Source organism: Citrobacter sp. 172116965 (assembly GCF_013458095.1).
In the GTDB taxonomy this organism is placed as follows: domain Bacteria; phylum Pseudomonadota; class Gammaproteobacteria; order Enterobacterales; family Enterobacteriaceae; genus Citrobacter; species Citrobacter braakii.
Window position 1 is genome coordinate 2,466,274 of the sequence record NZ_CP046673.1, and the last position, 22,172, is coordinate 2,488,445.

Annotated in this window: 22 protein-coding genes; 11 read left to right on the forward strand and 11 right to left on the reverse strand. The window is 51.2% G+C overall.

Annotated elements, in window-relative coordinates:
* The first annotated feature begins 59 nt into the window (after window positions 1-59).
* Both GPJ68_RS11870 and GPJ68_RS11875 read left to right on the forward strand, forming a co-directional pair.
* Window positions 60-1,394, forward strand: coding sequence for an MFS transporter (locus tag GPJ68_RS11870; protein WP_052134158.1), 1,335 nt, complete (start codon window positions 60-62; stop codon window positions 1,392-1,394).
* Between the two features lie 159 nt (window positions 1,395-1,553).
* On the forward strand, window positions 1,554-3,020 hold the full coding sequence (locus GPJ68_RS11875) for a mannitol dehydrogenase family protein (protein WP_080858765.1): 1,467 nt from the start codon (window positions 1,554-1,556) through the stop codon (window positions 3,018-3,020).
* Between the two features lie 74 nt (window positions 3,021-3,094).
* Here the strand turns inward: GPJ68_RS11875 and ydfZ are convergent, their stop codons facing one another.
* From ydfZ to ydfG, 3 genes are all read right to left on the reverse strand, one after another.
* Complete coding sequence (gene ydfZ, locus GPJ68_RS11880) at window positions 3,095-3,298, reverse strand: putative selenium delivery protein YdfZ (RefSeq protein WP_003032393.1); 204 nt, start codon at window positions 3,296-3,298, stop codon at window positions 3,095-3,097.
* 189 nt (window positions 3,299-3,487) lie between these two features.
* Window positions 3,488-4,174, reverse strand: coding sequence for a GntR family transcriptional regulator (locus tag GPJ68_RS11885; RefSeq protein ID WP_016153060.1), 687 nt, complete (start codon window positions 4,172-4,174; stop codon window positions 3,488-3,490).
* 86 nt (window positions 4,175-4,260) lie between these two features.
* Window positions 4,261-5,007, reverse strand: a complete 747-nt coding sequence (gene ydfG / locus GPJ68_RS11890) for a bifunctional NADP-dependent 3-hydroxy acid dehydrogenase/3-hydroxypropionate dehydrogenase YdfG (protein WP_016153061.1) — start codon at window positions 5,005-5,007, stop codon at window positions 4,261-4,263.
* Between the two features lie 137 nt (window positions 5,008-5,144).
* Here ydfG and dcp point away from each other — a divergent pair, with 137 nt between their 5' ends.
* The gene (dcp, locus tag GPJ68_RS11895) at window positions 5,145-7,190 is read left to right on the forward strand and encodes a peptidyl-dipeptidase Dcp (RefSeq protein ID WP_104651628.1); all 2,046 of its coding nucleotides are present in this window, start codon (window positions 5,145-5,147) and stop codon (window positions 7,188-7,190) included.
* A 166-nt stretch (window positions 7,191-7,356) separates the two neighbouring features.
* Here the strand turns inward: dcp and GPJ68_RS25355 are convergent, their stop codons facing one another.
* Window positions 7,357-7,530, reverse strand: coding sequence for a YnfU family zinc-binding protein (locus tag GPJ68_RS25355; protein ID WP_213083734.1), 174 nt, complete (start codon window positions 7,528-7,530; stop codon window positions 7,357-7,359).
* Window positions 7,531-7,929: 399 nt separating this feature from the next.
* Entirely contained in the window at window positions 7,930-8,025 is a 96-nt protein-coding gene (gene mgtS, locus GPJ68_RS11900; protein WP_003032406.1) for a protein MgtS, read from the reverse strand.
* Between the two features lie 486 nt (window positions 8,026-8,511).
* On the opposite strand from mgtS, the gene urtA reads away from it, so the two are divergent.
* From urtA to urtE, 5 genes are read left to right on the forward strand one after another with little or no spacing between them, the layout of a single operon-like run.
* Window positions 8,512-9,783 (forward strand): urea ABC transporter substrate-binding protein, encoded by a 1,272-nt coding sequence (gene urtA, locus GPJ68_RS11905; RefSeq protein WP_016156478.1) that lies wholly within the window; start codon window positions 8,512-8,514, stop codon window positions 9,781-9,783.
* 43 nt (window positions 9,784-9,826) lie between these two features.
* Entirely contained in the window at window positions 9,827-11,401 is a 1,575-nt protein-coding gene (gene urtB, locus GPJ68_RS11910; RefSeq protein WP_104651627.1) for an urea ABC transporter permease subunit UrtB, read from the forward strand.
* Window positions 11,401-12,474, forward strand: a complete 1,074-nt coding sequence (gene urtC, locus GPJ68_RS11915) for an urea ABC transporter permease subunit UrtC (protein WP_016153066.1) — start codon at window positions 11,401-11,403, stop codon at window positions 12,472-12,474. Before urtB ends, urtC begins: the two co-directional genes overlap by 1 nt.
* The gene (urtD, locus tag GPJ68_RS11920; RefSeq protein WP_103928204.1) at window positions 12,474-13,271 is read left to right on the forward strand and encodes an urea ABC transporter ATP-binding protein UrtD; all 798 of its coding nucleotides are present in this window, start codon (window positions 12,474-12,476) and stop codon (window positions 13,269-13,271) included. The genes urtC and urtD overlap by 1 nt, the downstream gene beginning before the upstream one ends.
* A 9-nt stretch (window positions 13,272-13,280) precedes the next feature.
* Window positions 13,281-13,979 (forward strand): urea ABC transporter ATP-binding subunit UrtE, encoded by a 699-nt coding sequence (urtE, locus tag GPJ68_RS11925; RefSeq protein WP_046276386.1) that lies wholly within the window; start codon window positions 13,281-13,283, stop codon window positions 13,977-13,979.
* 40 nt (window positions 13,980-14,019) lie between these two features.
* Here the strand turns inward: urtE and ydeE are convergent, their stop codons facing one another.
* Complete coding sequence (gene ydeE / locus GPJ68_RS11930) at window positions 14,020-15,207, reverse strand: efflux MFS transporter YdeE (RefSeq protein WP_180837380.1); 1,188 nt, start codon at window positions 15,205-15,207, stop codon at window positions 14,020-14,022.
* Window positions 15,208-15,404: 197 nt separating this feature from the next.
* On the opposite strand from ydeE, the gene eamA reads away from it, so the two are divergent.
* Window positions 15,405-16,304, forward strand: coding sequence for an O-acetylserine/cysteine exporter (gene eamA / locus GPJ68_RS11935; RefSeq protein ID WP_019076776.1), 900 nt, complete (start codon window positions 15,405-15,407; stop codon window positions 16,302-16,304).
* 31 nt (window positions 16,305-16,335) lie between these two features.
* Here the strand turns inward: eamA and marB are convergent, their stop codons facing one another.
* From marB to marR, 3 genes are read right to left on the reverse strand one after another with little or no spacing between them, the layout of a single operon-like run.
* Window positions 16,336-16,554: a multiple antibiotic resistance protein MarB gene (gene marB / locus GPJ68_RS11940; RefSeq protein WP_016153071.1), complete on the reverse strand. Its 219-nt coding sequence runs from the start codon at window positions 16,552-16,554 to the stop codon at window positions 16,336-16,338.
* Between the two features lie 30 nt (window positions 16,555-16,584).
* Window positions 16,585-16,968: an MDR efflux pump AcrAB transcriptional activator MarA gene (gene marA, locus GPJ68_RS11945; RefSeq protein ID WP_003032424.1), complete on the reverse strand. Its 384-nt coding sequence runs from the start codon at window positions 16,966-16,968 to the stop codon at window positions 16,585-16,587.
* Window positions 16,969-16,986: 18 nt separating this feature from the next.
* Window positions 16,987-17,421 carry a multiple antibiotic resistance transcriptional regulator MarR gene (marR, locus tag GPJ68_RS11950; RefSeq protein WP_180837382.1) on the reverse strand — a complete coding sequence of 145 codons (435 nt, stop codon included), beginning with the start codon at window positions 17,419-17,421 and terminating at the stop codon, window positions 16,987-16,989.
* A 257-nt stretch (window positions 17,422-17,678) separates the two neighbouring features.
* Here marR and GPJ68_RS11955 point away from each other — a divergent pair, with 257 nt between their 5' ends.
* Window positions 17,679-18,344 (forward strand): MarC family NAAT transporter, encoded by a 666-nt coding sequence (locus GPJ68_RS11955; protein WP_016153073.1) that lies wholly within the window; start codon window positions 17,679-17,681, stop codon window positions 18,342-18,344.
* 35 nt (window positions 18,345-18,379) lie between these two features.
* Here GPJ68_RS11955 and GPJ68_RS11960 read toward each other — a convergent pair whose 3' ends face one another.
* Together GPJ68_RS11960 and GPJ68_RS11965 are read right to left on the reverse strand one after the other, a co-directional pair.
* Window positions 18,380-19,576 (reverse strand): sugar transporter, encoded by a 1,197-nt coding sequence (locus tag GPJ68_RS11960; protein ID WP_016156486.1) that lies wholly within the window; start codon window positions 19,574-19,576, stop codon window positions 18,380-18,382.
* Window positions 19,577-19,797: 221 nt separating this feature from the next.
* Window positions 19,798-20,673, reverse strand: coding sequence for a LysR family transcriptional regulator (locus tag GPJ68_RS11965; protein ID WP_016153075.1), 876 nt, complete (start codon window positions 20,671-20,673; stop codon window positions 19,798-19,800).
* 102 nt (window positions 20,674-20,775) lie between these two features.
* On the opposite strand from GPJ68_RS11965, the gene sad reads away from it, so the two are divergent.
* Window positions 20,776-22,164, forward strand: a complete 1,389-nt coding sequence (gene sad / locus GPJ68_RS11970) for a succinate-semialdehyde dehydrogenase (protein ID WP_104651625.1) — start codon at window positions 20,776-20,778, stop codon at window positions 22,162-22,164.
* Window positions 22,165-22,172 lie beyond the last annotated feature (8 nt).

A 22,172-nucleotide genomic window follows, 5' to 3' on the forward strand; every position in this document is an offset into this window, starting at 1 on the left:
TATAAATTTTACGTACGAAAGATGTTGATTAACTCAATACCCTACAGAAGGTAAAACTTATGGTTAGTTCAGTCGATATTAAAAATAACGTAGATAATAAACCCATTATTCGCAGAGTGGCTTCAGCCTCCGCAATTGGTACTGCTGCCGAATACTATGACTTCTTTGCATATGGGACAGCAGCCGTACTCTTTTTTGGTCATTTATTTTTCCCAAGTGACGATCCGTTAATTAGTACGCTGGCTGCTTTTGCAACCTATGCCGTTGGTTTCCTGGCTAGACCATTAGGAGGAATTGTCTTTGGGCATATTGGCGATAAGGTCGGGCGCAAAAAAGCACTGGTTATTACTATATTAATCGTTGGCTTAGGGACATTCTGTATTGGGTTGTTACCTACATATGAAAAAATAGGTGTATGGGCTCCAGCTTTACTTATATTTATTCGTGTATTACAGGGCTTTGGTGTTGGAGGAGAACAAGCCGGTGCAGTATTGATGACTGCTGAATATTCTGAGCCCAAACATCGTGGATTTTTTTCGAGTTGGGTTCAAATCGGTGCCCCAGTTGGTTTTCTTCTGCCGTTAGCACTCTTTGCGTTGTTAAATGCCACACTTTCTCCAGAGGCAATGATGGATTACGGGTGGCGTATACCGTTCCTGTTAAGTCTGTTGCTGGTTATTGTTGGGTTATTTATCCGCTTAAAAATTGATGAATCACCAGTCTTTGCTCAGATTAGGGAGACAAAAGCAGAAGAATCACGTCCATTAGTTGAAGTTATCCGTGATTTTCCGGGAATTGTCGTTAAGGGAGTATGTGCGAAGCTGATTGAGGCCTGCACATTTGCAATGTTTACAGTGATTGTCCTTGCATACGGTAAGGCAAACAATCTCGATCCAAATATCTTGATGGAGACAATGATTGTTGCGGTGATTATAGAAATAATTGCAATACCGATGATGGGCTCGCTATGCGACAAAATTGGGCGTAAACCAGTTTATATTATCGGCGCATTGCTCCAGGTTGTTATGATTATTCCTTTCTTCCTTGCAATCAATCAGGATAGCTTTTGGCTTACGCAAATAGTAATGATCCTGGTACTGAGCGTTGGGCATAGTATGTGTTATGCACCTCAGGCATCTTATTTCCCAGAGCTTTTCCCGACTCATATTCGTTGTAGCGGAATAGCATTAATTTGGCAGTTGGGATCGCTAATTGGTAGTGGGATTCTTGGTTTAGTAGCAGTAAAAATTCTGCAAGTAACTGGTGGACATTATTATGGACTCGCAACCTATGTGATTGTACTTGGCGTCATCTCAGTTATTGGTTTGCTGATGATGCCGGAAACTGCACCGCAAAGGCTTAAACGTGAATACCAGCAGTGGCAGAAACATTAATATCCTTTGGCGGCAATATGCCGCCAAATTTACCTTTTATGGTACACAGCTTTAAGTGATGTCATACCAATCATTAAAAGCTTAATGCAAATCAAAACATACAACCATACAGGCGTTACTCTGAATCAATCCTGATTTCATTGATAAGTAGGTCATACCATGCAAAACAAGCTCTTAACGGCAAAGGCTGCACTTCCCGACTACGATCGTACAAAATTGGTCCCGCGTATTGTTCATCTGGGGTTTGGCGCATTTCACCGCGCACATCAGGGGGTTTACGCTGACATTCTCGCTGCGGATCACGGCAGTGACTGGGGCTATTGCGAAGTGAACCTGATTGGCGGCGAGCAGCAGATTGCCGATCTGAAACAGCAAGATAACCTGTATACCGTTGCAGAAATGTCTGCGGATGCATGGACTGCAAGAGTCGTGGGCGTGGTGAAAAATGCGCTGCATGCGCAGGTTGATGGTCTGGAAAGCGTACTGGCTGCGATGAGTGAACCGCAGGTTGCGATTGTTTCCCTGACCATTACCGAGAAAGGGTATTGCCATTCTCCGGCGACCGGTCAATTGATGTTAGACAACCCGATGATTTCCGCCGATCTACAAAATCCAAAACAGCCAAAAACTGCGCCAGGCGTTGTGGTTGAGGCGCTTGCACGCCGCAAAGCTGCGGGGTTACCCGCTTTTACCGTGATGTCCTGCGACAACATGCCGGAAAACGGTCATGTGATACGCAATGTTGTCACCGCGTATGCCCGGGCGGTGGATGCGGAACTGGCTGCGTGGATCGAACAACATGTCACATTCCCGTCGACTATGGTTGACCGTATTGTCCCTGCAGTTACCCAGGATACGCTGGACAAAATTGAACACATCACCGGCGTACGCGACCCGGCAGGCGTGGCATGTGAACCGTTCCGTCAGTGGGTTATTGAAGATAACTTTGTCGCTGGCCGCCCTGAATGGGAGAAGGCGGGAGCGGAGCTGGTTGCTGATGTCATTCCGTTTGAAGAGATGAAACTGCGTATGCTCAACGGCAGCCACTCTTTCCTTGCTTATCTGGGATATCTGGCGGGATATCAGCACATTAACGATTGCATGGGCGATGAAAATTATCGCCTCGCCGCGCGCGCGCTGATGTTGCAGGAACAAGCGCCCACGTTAAAAGTGAAAGGTGTGGATCTTCCGCACTATGCCGATCTGTTAATTGAGCGCTACAGCAACCCGGCACTGCGTCATCGCACCTGGCAGATCGCGATGGACGGCAGTCAAAAACTGCCGCAGCGTATGCTGGACTCCATTCGCTGGCACATTGCGCACGGTAGCCACTTTGAACTGCTGGCGCTGGGCGTTGCCGGCTGGATGCGTTACGTCGGCGGTGTCGATGATCAGGGTCAGGCGATTGAAATCAGCGATCCGCTGTTACCGGTGATCCAGAAAACGGTGCATAGCAGTAACGAGGGCGAAGATCGTGTCCAGGCGCTGCTGGCGATCGATGCTATTTTTGGTCGTGAACTGCCGCAGGTAGAATTGTTCAAGAACCAGGTCACACAAGCCTATCTTGCTTTACTGGCTGAAGGGGCGAAAGCAACCGTTGCGAAGTATGCTGCAAAACTGAAGTAACGAGAACATCATTTAAGTCGCCATCTGGCTATAAACAGGCCAGATGGCGCATTGTTTTTTGGCATTCACACCAATTAGTTCATGCCCAAACGAATCAGTTCGAGGGGGGCATATTTACCTTCACACCCTTCGATTTCCACTGTTTTCCCGCGGCGAATTTGCTCAGCGGTCAGGCCATCGGTATCTATCGCTGTAATGCGGCCTGTAAGTCCGGTGTCGCTAATCATGACGCGGCTGCCAGTGGTGATTGCGTTACGGTTACGATCGTATGTTTTCATGGTGTTTTCTCCTTTCCAACTTACCGTCAAAGCCCGTGGGCTCTAGTCCCACGTAACGGGCGCAATATAAATACGCTTCTCGTTAATGATTTTTTTTGTTTTCGATCAAAATCACAGCTTTTTTTATGCAGATGTGCGGGAGAGGGGGAAGGCAGGAGAAACTCACCTCGGTGTGAGGTGAGCGTAATATTAATCTTCGCTGAACCAGTCGCTATTTTCCTGACGGATTAGCTGAACGGACTCACCAATTTCCTGGAGATGCAGCATCATTGCGCGCTCTACGGCATCGCCATCATGTTTCTCAAGTGCGGTAAAAATATCGTGATGCTGACGCAGCAGCATTTCAGGCGGAGAGATATGATCCAGGCTCATATAACGAACGCGGTCAATCGTGGCCTTAATATTCTCAACGGTGTCCCAGGCGAGTTGGCACTCGGCGATTAAAGCCAGTTTCTGATGAAATTCGTCATCTAGCTGGAAGAAATCATTGATTTGTTTTCGATCAATCGCGATGCGCTGCTGATGCAGATTTTGTTCGAGCTGATAGCACTGTTTATCAGTGATCAGTGATGCGGCGCGGCGGACCACGGCACATTCAATTGCCTGGCGAACAAAACAGCCGTTCTGCACCTGCGACAGCGAAATTTTGTTTACGTAGCTGCCACGCTGCGGGCGGATCTGAATCAGACCGTTCTCTGCCAGTTTGATGAATGCTTCTCGTACCGGCTGGCGTGACACATTAAAGCGTACGGAAACCTCTTTCTCCGACAGCGGCGTACCGGGTGCAATCAGACAGTGCACGATATCACGACGAAGAATACGGTAAATCTGTTGATTTACCGGTTGTGTAGGGTTGAGCTGCGTTTCTACGGTCATTCATTCTTACTTTTTAGAGAGTTAACCCGGAGATCTTATCACTTATTTCAGGCTATCTATACCCGGCGCAAGGCCGGGCAGAGAAATTAGCTCCGATGAATACTCAGTCCGGCAAAAGACTGTGTGACAGGCATCATTTCAAGGGTGTTAATGTTGACATGAGCGGGTAAGGACGCCACCCACCATACCGCTTCTGTAACATCTTGCGGGGTCAGCGCAGTGGTATTTTCGTAGGCTTTTTCAGCTTTAGCGTCATCGCCTTTAAAACGTACGTTAGAGAATTCCGTACCGCCAACCAGACCAGGTTCAATGTCGGTAACGCGAATCGCAGTGCCGTGTAAGTCAGTACGTAAATTCAGGCTAAACTGGCGAACAAACGCTTTGGTCGCACCGTAGACGTTCCCACCAGCGTATGGCCAACTTCCCGCGGTAGAACCGATATTGATAATATGACCGCGGTTGCGCTCAACCATGCCTGGCAGAACGGCACGGGTCATATAAACCAGGCCTTTGTTGTTGGTGTCGATCATATTTTCCCAGTCTTCAACGCTGGCCTTGTGGGCTGGCTCAAGGCCCAGCGCCAGACCCGCGTTGTTGACCAGAACATCAATATCGCGCCATTCAGCGGGTAAGGCGTTCAGCATCTCTTCAATTGATGCACGATTACGTACGTCCAGTTGCGCGGTATAGAGGCGGTCACCCAGCTCATCTTTGAGTTCCTGCAGGCGCTCCTGGCGGCGTCCGGTGGCAATAACTTTATGCCCATTCTCAATAAAACGACGCGTAATGCACTCACCAAAACCTGCGGTTGCTCCGGTTACTAAAACGATCATCTCACTGTTCCTCAACGCTTTTTATGTAGTACTACCATAGCACGTCATTTCCGTTCAGAGCTATTCCTGCTTAACGCGATTGCGGTCGATTCCCGGGAAGTCTACTCTGGTAAACAAATCGTTTTCAGGAGTGAAAGATGTCGTTAACGAATCCATTTTTACACCACAGCACATTGCCGTATCAGGCGCCGCAGTTTGATCAGATCGACGTGCAGCATTATCGTCCAGCGTTTGATGAAGGCGTGAGGCAAAAACGCGCCGAGATCGACGCTATTGTGCAAAACTCACAGGTTCCTGATTTTGCTAATACGTTGCTGGCGCTTGAACAAAGCGGGGGGCTGCTCACGCGCGTGACCAGCGTTTTCTTCGCGATGACGGCGGCGCACACCAACGATGAACTACAGCGCCTTGACGAAGAGTTTTCCGCAGAGCTGGCGAACCTTGCCAATGATATTTATCTCAATGGCGCGCTTTTCGCCCGTGTCGAAGCTGTCTGGCAACGGCGTGGTACGTTAAGTCTGGATAGCGAATCAATACGTCTGCTGGAGGTCGTGTATCAGCGTTTTGTACTGGCCGGCGCCCGTCTGAACGAGACCGATAAAGCTAAACTTAAAGCGCTCAATACGGAGTCAGCCACGCTGACCAGCCAGTTCAATCAACGGTTGCTGGCAGCAAACACGTCAGGTGCTATGGTGGTGGATGATATCCGGCAGCTGGAGGGGCTGAGCACAGAAGAAATTGCCGTTGCTGCCGAAGCTGCAAGGGCGAAAGGGCTTGAAGCGCGTTGGGTTATCCCGCTATTAAACACAACACAGCAACCGGCGCTTGCGGTTTTACGCGATCGTCAGACCCGCGAAAAACTGTTCACCCGCGCATGGACGCGGGCTGAAAATGATGATGGCAACGACACGCGAGCTATTATTCAGCGACTGGTAGCAATCCGGATGCAGCAGGCGCAACTGCTTGGTTTTGCCAATTACGCAGCCTGGAAAATTGCCGACCAGATGGCAAAAACGCCGGAAGCGGCACTGACATTTATGCGATCTATTGTTCCAGCCGCGCGGGCGCGGGCGTTGGATGAGCAGGCTGAAATCCAGAACGTTATCTTTCAAGAACACGAGTCGTTTAGCGCCGAGGCCTGGGACTGGTCGTTTTATGCCGAGCAGGTCCGTCGTGAGAAATATGACCTTGATGAGGCACAGCTCAAACCTTACTTTGCCCTGGATTCGGTGCTGAACGAGGGCGTTTTCTGGACGGCCAATCAACTCTTTGGCATCAAATTCGTTGAACGATTCGATATTTCGGTTTATCACCCGGATGTTCGGGTATGGGAAATATTCGATCATGATGGCGTAGGGTTGGCGCTATTTTACGGTGATTTCTTTGCCCGGGAATCAAAAAGCGGCGGAGCCTGGATGGGCAATTTTGTCGAGCAATCGCTGCTTAACGAAACCAGACCGGTTATTTACAACGTCTGTAATTATCAAAAACCTGCGCAGGATCAGCCTGCATTGCTGCTGTGGGATGATGTTATTACGCTATTTCATGAATTTGGACATACATTGCACGGTCTGTTCGCCACTCAGCGTTATGCCACGCTTTCTGGAACCAACACTCCGCGTGATTTTGTCGAGTTTCCTTCACAGATCAACGAACACTGGGCGAGCCATCCTCAGGTCTTTGCCCGTTTTGCCCGACATGTTGATTCCGGGGAGCAAATGCCGCAGGCATTGCGGGATAAAATGCAGCGGGCCAGTCTGTTTAACAAAGGTTACGACATGACCGAACTGCTCAGCGCTGCATTGCTGGATATGCGCTGGCACTCTCTGGAGTTGAGCGAGTCATCTCATCCGGTCGATCAATTTGAACAGCAGGCGCTGGCGGCGGAAGGTTTGGATCTCAAGGCCGTGCCGCCGCGTTATCGCAGCAGTTATTTTGCCCATATCTTCGGTGGCGGTTATGCCGCAGGTTATTATGCCTATCTGTGGACGCAAATGCTGGCCGATGACGGCTACCAGTGGTTCGTAGAGCAGGGCGGATTAACCCGTGAAAACGGACAGAAATTCCGCGAAGCAATTTTGTCCCGCGGAAACAGCACTGATTTAACTGAACTTTATCGCCAGTGGAGCGGGCGTGAACCGCGCATGGAACCCATGCTGGAACATCGTGGCTTGAGCGCTTAAGACAGGTCAGCCAGAAAATTGAACCGGGCGTGGTGCCCGGTTGTTAGCTGGATTTTTTCTTCAGCAAAATGAATCGTTGTTGGGTATTGATGCCTTGCATCTCATAGAGACGCTCGGGTAGGGAGTGCTGCTGGTGAAAGGTCGGCATTGTTTTCCTGTCCTTACGTTACTTGACTGGTTTGCTTTGGGAAGGAAGGTAGGTATTGCCGCAGTTGGGGCAGACTAACGTTATGTTGTTTTTTATTCTCGACAGGCTGTGCATTGACTGGCGGCAGCAGTGAGGACAGGTACTTTTCACTGGTCGTAAAGTACGCATCTTAATATCTTTGAGTATCGACATATTGATTGTCCTTGTGATGGGGTGCTTACCATACACTATGAAGCAATAAATAGCTCATTTTATAACCATTGCGATGACATGGATTACTGTACGGTTTGCAAGAATCTCATTAGCGGCCAACATGTCTTATAGAAGGTAGTTACGTTTCGTTTAACGTTCATTGGGGTTGTCGATGATAGATTAGCCAACTATCCGTTATCTTCGCAGGGAATTGCCAGGTAGCGTATAAAAGCAAAACACAAATCTATCCATGCAAGCATTTACCGCTGGTTTATCCGGCGGTTTTTTTTATCTGTACATCAGGGAAAAGGTGCCGGGAGGGGGAGTTCAGGTAAAAAAATGGCCCCTTGTGCAGCTACGCAGCAAGGGGCCGGGTCGGTTCAGGACTATCTCCGTTCATCAATCATCCCATCTGTGGCTAAAATACGCGGCCAGGAAACCGGAAAATAAAATAATTCCCAGAACAGCCATAAAAATATTCATATTACCCAGCATAGTAAATGCTCCTTTATTTGTGAGTTTCCTCTCTTACCTTAAGTTCACCTCGCTTATGACTATAGTAGCAATTCAATCTTAAACAAAGGCTGAACTGTGTGATTATTTCGGCGGAAAAGTAAAATTTTGACGTGATTACGTCGGGAAAAATAAATAATAGTGACAAGGCACGGTTATCTGCGAACAAATAACCATGTTTTTATACCGGGGCACGCCGTTATGACCGTGTGTGACAGACACAGATTGTTGCACGTTTATAATGCAGAGTTGTCTCATTGTGGTTCAATGTTTCACGCGATTAATCCTTCTGGCGGCAAAAATTAATACTGCTTTTTGTGCCTAAAATTATAATTCATTGATTTTATATGATGTTTTAATATCTGGCATCGTTTTTGCCTTATCACTTCTGAATACCCTTAATTTGCACCGTTTTGTCTGCCCGGCTGCACCGGAGCTTTCAACAAGACTAATTTCAGGAGTGAAACTATGCAGCGTCGTACATTTTTAAAAGCTTTTGCGCTTTCCGCCTCTGTTGTCGCAATGGGAATGAGTTTTAGTGTTCAGGCGGCCGATACTATTAAGGTTGGCATCATGCATTCGTTATCCGGCACCATGGCTATTTCCGAAACGCCGCTGAAAGATGTGGCGTTGATGACTATTAATGAAATCAATGCGCAGGGCGGTGTATTGGGCAAAAAGCTGGAACCGGTGGTGGTTGACCCGGCTTCGAACTGGCCGTTATTTGCTGAAAAAGCACGTCAGTTACTGAGTCAGGACAAGGTAGCGGCGGTTTTCGGCTGCTGGACATCGGTTTCGCGTAAATCGGTTTTACCGGTATTTGAAGAATTGAACGGTCTGCTGTTTTACCCGGTGCAATATGAAGGTGAGGAGATGTCGCCTAACGTCTTCTATACCGGCGCTGCGCCTAACCAGCAGGCGATCCCGGCGGTTGAGTATCTGATGAGTGAGGACGGCGGCAGCGCTAAGCGCTTCTACCTGCTGGGTACGGACTATGTCTATCCGCGTACGACTAACAAAATTTTACGCGCCTTTTTGCATTCGAAAGGCGTGGCCGATAAAGACATCGAAGAGGTGTATACCCCATTCGGACACAGCGATTACCAGACCATTGTTGCCAGTATTAAAAAATTCGCCGCAGGAGGAAAAACGGCGGTGGTATCGACCATCAACGGGGATTCTAACGTTCCATTCTATAAAGAGTTAGCGAACCAGGGCCTGAAAGCCACGGATGTTCCGGTGGTGGCATTCTCTGTGGGTGAGGAGGAGTTGCGCGGTATCGATACTAAACCGCTGGTGGGCAACCTGGCTGCGTGGAACTACTTTGAGTCTGTAGATAATGCGGCCAACAAGAAGTTCGTCGCGGATTACCGGGCGTATGCTAAAGCGCATAAGCTGCCGAATGCTGATTCGGTGGTGACCAACGACCCTATGGAAGCCACTTATGTTGGCCTGCATATGTGGGCGCAGGCAGTAGAAAAAGCCGGAACTACCGATGTGGATAAAGTCAGGGCGGCTATGGCAGGACAATCATTCGCGGCACCATCAGGATTTACCCTGACCATGGATGCGACCAACCATCACCTGCATAAACCCGTCATGATTGGCGAGATTGAAGGCAACGGCCAGTTTAACGTGGTGTGGCAAACCGAAGCGCCGGTTCGCGCCCAGCCGTGGAGTCCATATATCGCCGGTAATGATAAAAAATCTGAACAGCCCGTTAAAACCGCCAGCAACTGATCTTACGCCCTCCTGCGGGAGGGCAACGCTTTGGAGAATGCTCATGAAAGCCATGCGCTTTATTCGTGGTGTGTTGTTGCTGACGTGGCTTTTGCCGTGGATAGCGCAGGCCGCAGATGCCGATACCTTTACCGCCGCCAACCGGACTCAGCAGGCCGCCTTGCTTGAACAATGGTCGGTAAAACCCGACGTTCAACGCTTGCCGGTGCTCAAAGCGCTGAGTGATGAGAACCTGCTGACAGATAACGCGAAAAACGCGTTCATCATGAACGGCTCGCACGTACAACCGCTAGGAACGGCGGCAGGCCCGAACGGCGAGCTAAAAAAAATCCGCCTGACTAACCGCCTGCGTAATCTGGTTGCCGGAACCTTGGCCGTCCACCAGCTCTTAAGTGACAGTGTCACGCAAAGGGGCGGGGCAGCGCGTGCATTACAGCGTGAGGCCCAGCCGGGGATGCTGCCGTTTTTGCAGCAACGACTGGCCCAGGAGTCCGATGCTGACGTGAAATCCTTACTGGCTATTGCACTGGCAAACCTGCAACTGACCAGCACCTCGCCTGAAATCAGACGTCAGGCAATCGTACTGCTAGGGGCGTCGAACGATCCTGAAACCCAGGCGCGTCTGCAGCCATTCACCCATGCTGAACATGAACCTGATGCCCGCGTTCGTGCTGCCGCTGACGAAAGCCTGAATGCCATCGCGCATCGCATGAAGGTTGGCGATCTTCTTGGACAGGCATTTATGGGATTGTCGCTAGGCTCCATTTTGCTGCTGGCGGCATTGGGTCTGGCGATAACCTACGGCTTACTTGGCGTCATTAATATGGCGCATGGTGAGATGTTAATGCTCGGCGCTTACGGTACCTGGATGGTGCAACAGCTGATGGGCCAGTTTTTCCCGCAATGGTTGGCCTGGTATCCGGTTATTGCGCTTCCGGTCGCCTTTTTGCTTACCGCTGGGGTTGGAATGCTACTCGAGCGCGGAGTGATCCGCCATTTATACGGGCGTCCGCTCGAAACCCTGCTGGCAACGTGGGGGATCAGTCTGATGCTTATCCAGTTGGTGCGTATGTCCTTCGGCGCGCAAAACCTTGAAGTCGCTAATCCGGATTGGCTTTCCGGGGGCATTCAGGTTTATGCCAATCTGATTTTGCCGTGGAACCGAATTGTGGTGTTTGGCTTTGCCATTCTGGTGCTGTTCTTCACCTGGCTGTTGTTGAATAAAACCCGTCTCGGACTGCGCGTACGTGCGGTGACGCAAAATCGCAATATGGCGGCCTGCTGCGGCGTACCTACCGGACGAGTGGATATGCTGGCCTTTGGTCTTGGTTCAGGGATTGCCGGACTGGGGGGCGTAGCGCTCTCGCAGTTAGGCAACGTAGGACCGGAGCTGGGGCAAAGCTACATTATCGATTCGTTTCTGGTGGTGGTGCTGGGCGGCGTGGGACAACTCGCGGGGAGTGTAGCCGCTGCGTTTGGGCTTGGGATTTTCAACAAAATTCTTGAGCCTCAGGTGGGAGCGGTTCTCGGTAAGATTATGATTCTGGTGCTGATTATTTTGTTTATTCAGAAACGTCCTCAGGGGCTGTTCGCGTTGAAAGGGAGGGTTATTGACTGATGACGATGCCAATGACATTAACGCTGGCGCGTAAAGCGCCGCGCGCGACACGCGTCCTGGGGCTGGGTTTACTGCTGGCGCTGATTATTCTGCCGTTTCTGGCGCTGTTACCTGCGGATCATCCGCTGGCCATATCGGTGTGGACATTGACTCTGGCCGGGAAAATTCTCTGTTATGCCATTGTGGCGGTGGCGCTGGATCTGGTGTGGGGCTATGCGGGAATGCTCTCGCTGGGCCACGGTATTTTCTTTGCGCTGGGGGGATATGCGATGGGAATGTATCTGATGCGCCAGGCTTCCGGCGAAGGATTACCGGCCTTTATGTCGTTTCTGTCGTGGACCGAGCTGCCCTGGTTTTGGTGGGGAACGCAACATTTTATCTGGGCGATGTTGTTGGTTGTGCTGGTGCCGGGCCTGCTGGCGCTGGTATTTGGCTGGTTTGCCTTCCGTTCAAAAATCAAAGGGGTCTATTTCTCCATCATGACTCAGGCCCTGACTTTCGCCGGAATGTTACTGTTTTTCCGCAACGAAACCGGCTTTGGGGGAAATAACGGTTTTACCGGTTTTACCACCATTCTGGGATTTCCGGTGACCGCGACCTCAACCCGTATCGCGCTGTTTCTGGCGACGGTCATGCTGCTGGTGCTGGCAATATGGCTGGGACTGGCGCTGGCCCGCAGTAAGTTTGGTCGAATTCTCACTGCCGTGCGCGACGCCGAGAACCGTCTGATGTTCTGTGGTTACGATCCGAAAGGGTTCAAGCTGCTGGTGTGGACGCTTTCCGCTGTGCTGTGTGGCCTGGCGGGGGCGTTGTATGTCCCGCAGGTGGGAATCATTAACCCCAGCGAAATGTCGCCGACCAACTCGATAGAAGCGGCGATTTGGGTTGCCCTCGGCGGGCGTGGAACCCTGATTGGCCCGGTATTTGGCGCCGTACTGGTGAACGGCGCTAAAAGCCTGTTTACCGTCATTATGCCGGAATACTGGCAACTGTTTCTTGGCCTGATCTTTATTGGCGTTACGTTGTTTTTACCTCGTGGTGTGATGGGTCTGTTTCGCAAGGGAGACAAATAATGCAGCCAGATGAAGGGCTTTTTACTCGCCAGATGCCAGGCGATCGGTTTCGCAACCAAACGGACCCGGTGCTCCAGCTGGAAAAAATTAACGTTAACTTCGATGGATTCCAGGCGTTAACGGATCTCACGCTCAATATTGGCGTTGGGGAGCTGCGTTGCATCATTGGTCCCAACGGTGCCGGAAAAACGACGCTAATGGATGTTATTACCGGTAAAACCAGGCCGCAAAGTGGTCGGGCGATATACGATCAGTCGACCGATTTAACAACGCTGGACCCCATCGCCATTGCACGTCAGGGGATTGGGCGGAAGTTTCAGAAACCCACGGTGTTTGAAGCGTTAACGGTAGAGGAGAATCTGGAGCTGGCGCTGAAAAGCGATAAATCTGTCTGGGGTTCTTTACGGGCGCACCTCACCGGCGAACAACGGGATCGTATAGATGAAATACTGGCGCTGTTGCGGCTGGGCAACGAGCGGGCCCGCCGCGCCGGGCTGCTTTCTCACGGGCAAAAACAGTTTCTCGAAATTGGCATGCTGTTGGTACAGGAGCCGCATTTACTGCTGCTGGATGAACCCGCGGCGGGCATGACGGATGCGGAGACGGAATACACTGCGGAGCTGTTTCGTAAGCTTGCCGGGAAGCACTCGCTGATGGTTGTTGAGCACGATATGGGATTTGTCGAAACCATTGCCGATCGCGTCACGGTCTTACACCAGGGACGCGTTCTGGCTCAGGGAAGTCTGCGCGAAGTGCAGGCCAATGAGCAGGTTATTGAAGTTTATCTCGGGCGTTAAGGAGCACAGATGCTGCAGGTGAAAGAACTGAATCAATATTATGGTGGCAGCCATATTCTGCGAAGTGTGAACTTTGAGGCGCGTATCGGCGAGGTGACATGTCTGCTGGGGCGTAACGGCGTGGGGAAAACGACGCTTCTGAAGTGCCTGATGGGGCTTATTCCTGCCCGCAGCGGGAGTGTGTTCTGGCAGGAGAAAAATGTCACTCACTGGAAGCCGCATCAGCGGGTCAGGGCCGGTGTGGCGTATGTACCACAGGGTCGCGATATTTTCCCGCGTCTGACGGTAGAAGAGAACCTGCTGCTCGGCCTTTCCCGTTTTTCAGCACAGGAGGCCAGACGTGTGCCGGATGATATCTATGCGCTTTTTCCGGTGCTACAGGAGATGAAACATCGGCGGGGCGGAGATTTGTCCGGCGGGCAACAACAGCAACTGGCGATTGGACGAGCGCTGGCCAGTCGCCCGCAGTTGTTGATCCTCGATGAACCCACGGAGGGGATCCAGCCGTCAGTGATTAAAGAAATTGGGCAGGTGATTTCTCAACTGGCGCACCGGGGTGACATGGCCATTTTGCTGGTGGAGCAGTTCTATGATTTTGCGCAGCAACTGGCCGACAAATACTTACTCATGTCGCGAGGCAGCATTATTCAAAGCGGTGACGGTAAAAATATGGAATCCGAAGGCGTTCGAGGGCTGGTCGCCATTTGAGATTCGCGACAGAGCGGCTTTGGCTCTGTCGCGATCATCATTAGCAGACCGCCGTCTGGCCCCAGGGTTTGGCGCGCATGCCTTTTATCATTAGCGCCCAGGCAAGAACGATCGCCACCATCAGCGCCACAAACAGCGACCACGGCGGCAATGTGGTTAAAATGACGCCGCTGACTAATGGGTTTACCGCTGCGCCCAACCAGCCTAACGACTGGGCGGAAAAATAGCTGGCTTTCATTCCTGCAGGCGCGATGTTGTCGATGAGCATGTATTCACCCGGTGCGTAAATGACTTCGCCGATAGTGAAAAAGGCTGCAGAAATGCCCCATAACACCAGGTTGTTGCCGGAGAAGGTGAAGCCAACCAGACCGACCACAAAGAACAGCGTGCCTAAAGTCATTAGCGGGCGGATATTGGTGGCGGTGAGCCTGCGCCCGAGGGCATATTGCAGTGATACCACAATGGCGGCGTTAACAGGCAGGACGACTGCCACCACTTTCTCGGCAAAATCGCCGTCTGCAACCACCATAACGTATTGCGAAATACAGGACGCAAAGGCACCACCAACGAATGACGCCAAAAATGCTGACAGCGTAAACCAGAATAATGCTCTGTCGCGCAGCAGTACCGAGGGGGACCAAACTGCGGCGTTCAAACCTTCTGATGCTGCTGGTGAACGTTTTACCCAGGTCTGGATAAACACCAGAGGGAATGCTGAACATGCAGCAGCGAGCCAGAACGGCAGGTTAATGCTTTGCATCACCAGTAGCGTGCCCAGCGGTGGGCCTACGGTCCAGCCGATGTTCAGCACGGTATAGTTAAGCGAGAAAATTTTAGTCTTGTTGGTCGCAGAGAGATTATCGGCAAACCAGGCTTTCAGCACCGTGGCGAAGACGGAGTAGGCGCAGTTGATCAGGGCAAAGAGCAAAACCACTACCACTACGTTATGCACCAGTGGAATAGCAATAAAGCCAGAGGCAAAGCCGCAGATAGCCAGCAGCATATAGCGTTTTTTATCAAACTTGTCGGCCAGAATACCAAAGCCAAGGCTGAACACGACGCCAATGGTCAGTGCGACCGTCATCGCATAACCGATCAGGTCAACGCTCAGATTGTACTGTCGGCTGAGGTAGATCGTCATAAAGGGCAGCGTGGCGCCACGCCCAATCGTTAATAACAATGATGACGCGAGTAACGCGAGAGTGGACCTTCTCAGAGAGATATTCATTTTCCTGCCCGACAATGCATGTTGTTATGTTTTTTTAGATATCAGAAACAAATAGCATGCTAAAAGTGTGATGTACACTCAATAAGTTGTCCGAAAATGCCCTGTGTGGCCTACCTGAATTAATGATCTGTTACGGCACAACGATTTCCGTTACTTTAATTTGTTTACAAAAATTTAATATTCGCAGGGGCGGTGGTATGTCGCGTAAAGACGGGTTATTAGCGTTACTGGTTGTTGTGGTTTGGGGGCTGAACTTTGTCGTCATCAAAGTGGGGCTGCACAATATGCCACCGTTAATGCTGGCAGGGTTGCGTTTTTTACTGGTGGCATTTCCGGCGATTTTCTTTGTTGCCCGGCCGAAAATTCCGCTTTCACTGCTGCTCGGCTATGGGTTGACCATCAGTTTTGGGCAGTTCGCGTTTCTCTTTAGCGCCATCAAATTCGGTATGCCTGCCGGGTTAGCTTCTCTGGTATTACAGGCTCAGGCGTTTTTCACCATCATTCTGGGGGCATTCGCCTTTGGTGAACGTCTGCAAGGTAAACAACGGGTAGGAATCGCACTGGCCATATTTGGCGTGCTGGTGCTGATTGAGGCCAGTCTGAATGGACAGCATGTTGGCATGCTCGGTTTTATGCTGACGTTGGCGGCGGCGCTAAGCTGGGCCAGCGGTAATATCTTTAATAAAAAAATCATGCAGCATACGTCACGCCCGGCGGTGATGTCGTTGGTGGTATGGAGTGCGTTGATTCCTGTTGTCCCATTCTTCCTCGCCTCAATACTTCTCGATGGCCCAACGCAAATTATCCAAAGTCTGGTGACGATAGATATGACCACCATTCTGTCACTGGTTTATCTGGCGTTTGTGGCGACCATTGTGGGTTATGGCATCTGGGGATCTTTACTCGGGCGTTATGAAACCTGGCGTGTCGCGCCGTTGTCGCTGTTGGTGCCGGTTGTTGGACTGGCGAGCGCGGCCGTGCTGCTGGATGAAACGCTTACCGGATTACAACTGCTCGGTGCGCTGCTGATCATGGCAGGATTGTACATTAATGTGTTTGGCTTTCGGTTGCGTAAGACTGCGCAGGCGAGAGGGTAAAAAAAAGCCCCGCAGTGACGGGGCAAAAAAATTACAGGTTGCGCATATTGTAATAAGGCACACCTAATTCGTCGGATTTGTCGCTGCCTGCACCCATATGATTAAAATCGAACGGGGACCGATCGTGCGCAGGCGGCATAATCATCGCGTCACGACTGTTTTGTGTGGCAGGTTGCGCGGTCTGTTCCGCCATGCTCTGGCCCGAAACAACATACAGCAGGGCCAGCATCGCATAAGACAGAAGTTTCATGATTTCCTCGGTTACGTCGTTAACTGGCGATTAGCAATTACATTGATTGAGTGGCAGCAAATAGCGTGATTCGCCGTGCATATTCGTCATACGGTACTTATGCGGCGGAACATCAAAATAGTTTTTGAATGTCCGGGTCAGCGTTTGCTGGGACTCAAAGCCGTAACGCTCCGCCAGATAAAGGATTGGCTCGTTACTCTCTTTTAATTTTTGCGCTATTTCAGTCATTTTACGGCTACGGATGTATTGACCCAGTGAATGACCGGTTTCTTTTTTAAACATCCGTTGCAGGTGCCATTTGGAGTAACCTGAACGCTCTGACACCTTTTCCAGCGAGAGCGGCGATTCAAGGTTATTTTCGATCCAGTCCAAAATGCTATGAATAGTGATTGTGTCAGTATTGCGTCTGGACATCGTCATACCTCTTTCTGTTTACGGCAGGATTTTCTTCAGCAAATGCTCAAGCGTGGTCACTTCATCCGCCGTTAAGTTTTTTGTTAGTTCCTGGTGCAGGTCTTGCCCTACTAATTGATGACACTGCTCGCAAATTGCCGCGCCATGCTCGGTGAGTTTCACCAGCACGCCTCGCTTGTCATGTGGATTCGGAAGCCTTTCTATCCAGCCTTTACAGGCCAGCCTGTCCAGCATCCGCGTCAGGGCACCGAGATCGACAGACAGCACTTTTTTCAATTCGACAGGGGTAATACACACCGCGCAACGGATGGAGCAGAGCACCTTGAACTGTGATGCCGTGATATCCAGCGGTGACAGATAGTCGTTTAGTAAACGATCTTTTTTCTGATTAACCATGTAGATCAAACGACCCAGTGGGATGATTTCGTTAAACAGAGCACTGGTGCTTTTCACAATGGTTGCCCTGGCAAGTAGTTAGTCACGGCTGATATTATTGCTTAGGCAAATATAAGTCAAATGAATGGGTCAGCAAATGCCACGTTTTGCTAAATCATCAGACTCAATTTTTGGCGAGTGGAATTTTAACGGTTTGAAAATTATGGCTTATACGTGCGGATGAAAAATGAATCCTTACACCGCGAAAATGGCTTATCTCCCGGATTTCACCGTATACTTGCCGTTGACGATTAACGCACAGGAAAGATGACATTATGATGGACTTGTTTAAAGCAATAGGACTGGGGCTGGTAGTCCTGTTACCGTTGGCAAACCCGTTAACCACCGTGGCGTTGTTCCTCGGCCTTGCCGGCAACATGAACAGCGCAGAGCGTAACCGTCAGTCACTCATGGCGTCCGTTTACGTGTTTGCCATCATGATGGTGGCGTATTATGCCGGACAACTGGTGATGAATACCTTCGGGATTTCGATTCCCGGGTTACGTATCGCGGGTGGGTTAATCGTTGCGTTTATCGGCTTTCGAATGTTGTTTCCACAGCAGAAGGCACATGACTCTCCGGAAGCGAGAAGCAAATCAGAAGAACTGGAAGATGAACCGACGGCGAATATTGCATTTGTTCCGCTGGCCATGCCAAGCACCGCGGGTCCGGGTACGATTGCAATGATCATCAGCTCGGCGTCCACCGTGCGTCATGGGGCTGAGTTTCCTGACTGGGTGATAATGGTCGCACCGCCGATTATTTTTGCCGTGGTCGGGGTTATCCTGTGGGGCTGTTTGCGCAGTTCTGGCGGAATTATGCGCCTGGTCGGTAAAGGTGGTATTGAGGCGATCTCCCGTCTGATGGGCTTCCTGCTGGTATGTATGGGCGTGCAGTTTATTATTAACGGCGTGCTGGAAATCATTAAAACTTACGCTTAAAACAACGTGCCCGGTATTGTCTACCGGGCACGCTTTTATGAATGCTGAGGCTGCTCTTCCAGTGATACTGGCCATTTACGGAAGATAATCACCGACCATATGAACGCCACAATCGCAGGCACTGCACCTACGTAACCAATCGTAGACATTGACCAGTGCAGACTCACCTGATTTCCCACCAGCGCGCCAGCGCCTATCCCGATATTAAAGATACCAGAGAAAAGGGCCATTGCGACGTCGGTGGCATCCGGGGCCAGCGCCAGCACTTTGACCTGCATACCCAGGCCTATCAACATAATGGCGATGCCCCAGAATATACTCAGGACGGCCAGATGCATTTCGCTGTCCGCTGCGGGCAGTAACAGCACCAGGCACACCGTCAGCAGGGCAATGGCGCTACTAATCAATACGGAAGCATGTTGATTACCCAGCTTGCCAAAAATGACGCTACCGACAATACCTGCGCCACCCAGAACCAGCAGCAGCACGGTGGCAAAGTTTGCGCTCAGCCCGGCGACGGTCTGTACAAACGGTTCGATATAGCTGTAGGCCGTGTAATGCGCGGTGACCACAATCACCGTCAGCAGATACAGGCTCATCAATGCCGGACGGCGGAATAAAACCGGCAGGCTTTTTAATGAACCGGAATGCTCACTGGGTAATTTTGGCAGGAGCTTAATCAAGCAAAGTAGGGTGACTAACGCCCCCATACCGATGGCGAAGAAGGTAGTACGCCAGCCAAAATACTGGCCAACGATGCGCCCGATAGGCAGGCCTAACACCATCGCCAGCGCGGTACCGGTCGCAATCAGGCTGAGAGCCTGCGCGCGTTTCCCGGCAGGAGCCAGGCGAATCGCCAGCGATGCGGTGATCGACCAGAAAATCGCGTGGGCAAAAGCAATACCAATACGGCTGATCACCAGCACGGTAAAATTCCATGCCAGGAAAGAGAGAACGTGGCTGGCGATAAAAACGACAAACAGGCAGATCAGAAGTTTGCGGCGTTCTACCTGGCTGGTAAGCAGCATGAAAGGCAGCGACATCAGGGCGACAACCCAGGCGTAGATCGTCAGCATGATCCCGACCTGAGCGGTCTGCATATTAAAACTTTGTGCGATGTCGGATAACAAACCGACAGGGACAAACTCAGTGGTATTGAAAATAAAACCGGCAATGGCAAGCGTAACTACCCGAAGCCACGCGACCTTGCGGGAAACAGTGTCTGTTGTCATATCAATTAGGTGGATTAGCTGCGAAAAGGTAAGGCCACGATCTTAAAACTTTTGCTGGCTAAAATACAATCATTTCGTGATGCAGATCTCATTTCATTGACTGGGTGGCAAAATTGACTGCCGAACATTTCGCGTAATTTTAACTATTTCATTATTAATGAAATTCCGGACGTGCGAATTCACCCGGAACGCTATTTATGGCGTTGTTTGAGAATCGCGAATTATTCCGTGCTTTTCGACAACTGAGGGTTCAATACCTCAATAAACGCTTCCAGTTGCCTCGTCATTGCCCCTCTGCGCCAGACCAGCCACGTATTCAGCCAGCGCCAGTTTTCGCTTAGCGGCCAGGCGTGGACCTGATGGTGTCCTGGCATGCTCTCCAGCATCGAACGCGGGATCAGCGCGATACCCGCACCGGCAATGACGCAAGCCAGCATGCCGTGATACGACTCCATTTCATGAATGGTGCCAGGCATTGCGCGATCGGCATGAAACCAGCTTTCAAAATGGCGACGATAGGAACAGTTGGCGCGAAAGGCGTAAATGCTGCAACCGTTAACGTCGCTGGCCCGCTGGATAGGGGGATGACCGTGCGGAGTGACTATCATCATCTCTTCACGGTAGACCGGCATTCCTTCAAGACCTGGATGAGTAATTGGGCCGTCGACAAAGGCGGCGTTCAGCGTCCCGTCGAGCACGCCGTCCAGCATCGTGCCTGAAGGACCTGTCGCCAGCGCAAACTGAATTTTGGGGTAACGCTGATTATATTCAGCCAGCGTGGCAGGGATCCGCACAGCGGCAGTACTCTCGAGCGAGCCAAGAGAGAACAACCCCTGCGGTTCATCGCCGGCGACGACCATTCTCGCCTCGTCAACCAGGGCGAGGATCCGCTGGCTGTAGCGTAAAAAATTGTGCCCGGACGGGGAAAGCCGCAAACGCTGATTTTCACGAATAAACAGATCGACGCCAAGGTCGGCTTCAAGCTGGCGAATACGGGTGGTGAGATTGGATGGCACGCGATGCACCTTCGCGGCGGCCTGCGTAATACTGCCTGTCTCCGCGACGGCGTTAAACATTTCCAGTTGCGTCAGATCCATAATATTCTCTGTTCGTGAATGGTGTGGTTAATATTATTCATTTTTCAGAAAGAGTAAATATGCGCATGATATGACCATACCCTGCGATAAAGAGAGGCATTTATGACTATCACAGCAGCAACACATGCGATTTCCGTTAACCCTACCAACGGTGAAAGGTTGGCGGCAATGCCGTGGGCCAGTACTGAAGAGATTGCACATGCGCTGAGCCTTGCCGCGAATGGCTACAGTGAATGGAAACACACTGCCGTTGAGCACCGTGCGCAAACGCTGCGTCATATCGGGCAGGCTCTGCGTCATCGCGCGGAAGAGATGGCGCAGTGTATCTCACGTGAAATGGGGAAACCCATCAAGCAGGCGCGTGGTGAAGTTGCCAAATCAGCCGCATTGTGTGACTGGTACGCCGAACATGGACCGGCGATGCTCAACCCGGAACCTACGCTGGTGGAGAACAACCAGGCGGTGATTGAGTATCGCCCCGTTGGAACTATTCTGGCGATCATGCCGTGGAACTTCCCGCTCTGGCAGGTACTTCGCGGCGCCGTTCCAATTCTGCTGGCCGGAAATGGCTATCTGTTAAAGCATGCACCAAACGTAACCGGCTGTGCTGCGATTATCGCGCAGGTTTTTGCTGATGCGGGCGTTCCCGCGGGTGTTTATGGTTGGGTGAATGCCGATAACGCCGGGGTAAGTCAGATGATCAATGACCCGCGTATCGCGGCGGTAACGGTGACGGGCAGCGTTCGAGCCGGTGCGGCGATTGGTGCTCAGGCGGGTGCGGCGCTGAAAAAATGCGTGCTTGAACTGGGGGGTTCCGATCCGTTTATTGTTCTTAATGATGCTGACCTCGATCTGGCCGTTAAGGCGGCGGTCGCCGGTCGTTATCAGAATACCGGGCAGGTTTGTGCGGCAGCAAAGCGCTTTATTATCGAAGAAGGAATTGCGGCAGAATTTACGGCTCGTTTTGTGGCGGCCGCGAGCGCGCTCAAAATGGGCGACCCGCTGAACGAAGAAAACGATCTGGGTCCGATGGCAAGATTTGATCTGCGCGATGAGCTGCATCAGCAGGTCGAAGCCTCCCTTGCCGAAGGCGCGCGGTTACTTCTCGGCGGGGAAAAAATCGCGGGTCAGGGCAATTACTATGCCGTGACGGTTCTGGGGGATGTCACCCCGGAGATGACGGCTTTTCGTCAGGAGCTGTTTGGCCCTGTTGCAGCGATTACCGTTGCAAAGAATGCGGAACATGCCTTAGCGCTGGCTAATGACAGTGATTTCGGCTTATCAGCCACGGTGTTCACCGCGGATGAAGCTCTGGCGCAGAAGATGGCGTCACGCCTGGAGTGTGGGGGCGTATTTATCAATGGTTACAGCGCCAGCGATGCCCGCGTTGCTTTTGGCGGCGTGAAGAAAAGTGGTTTTGGCCGCGAGCTTTCACACTTTGGTCTGCATGAGTTTTGTAATGTACAGACCGTCTGGAAAAACCGCCTCTGATGGTGTGG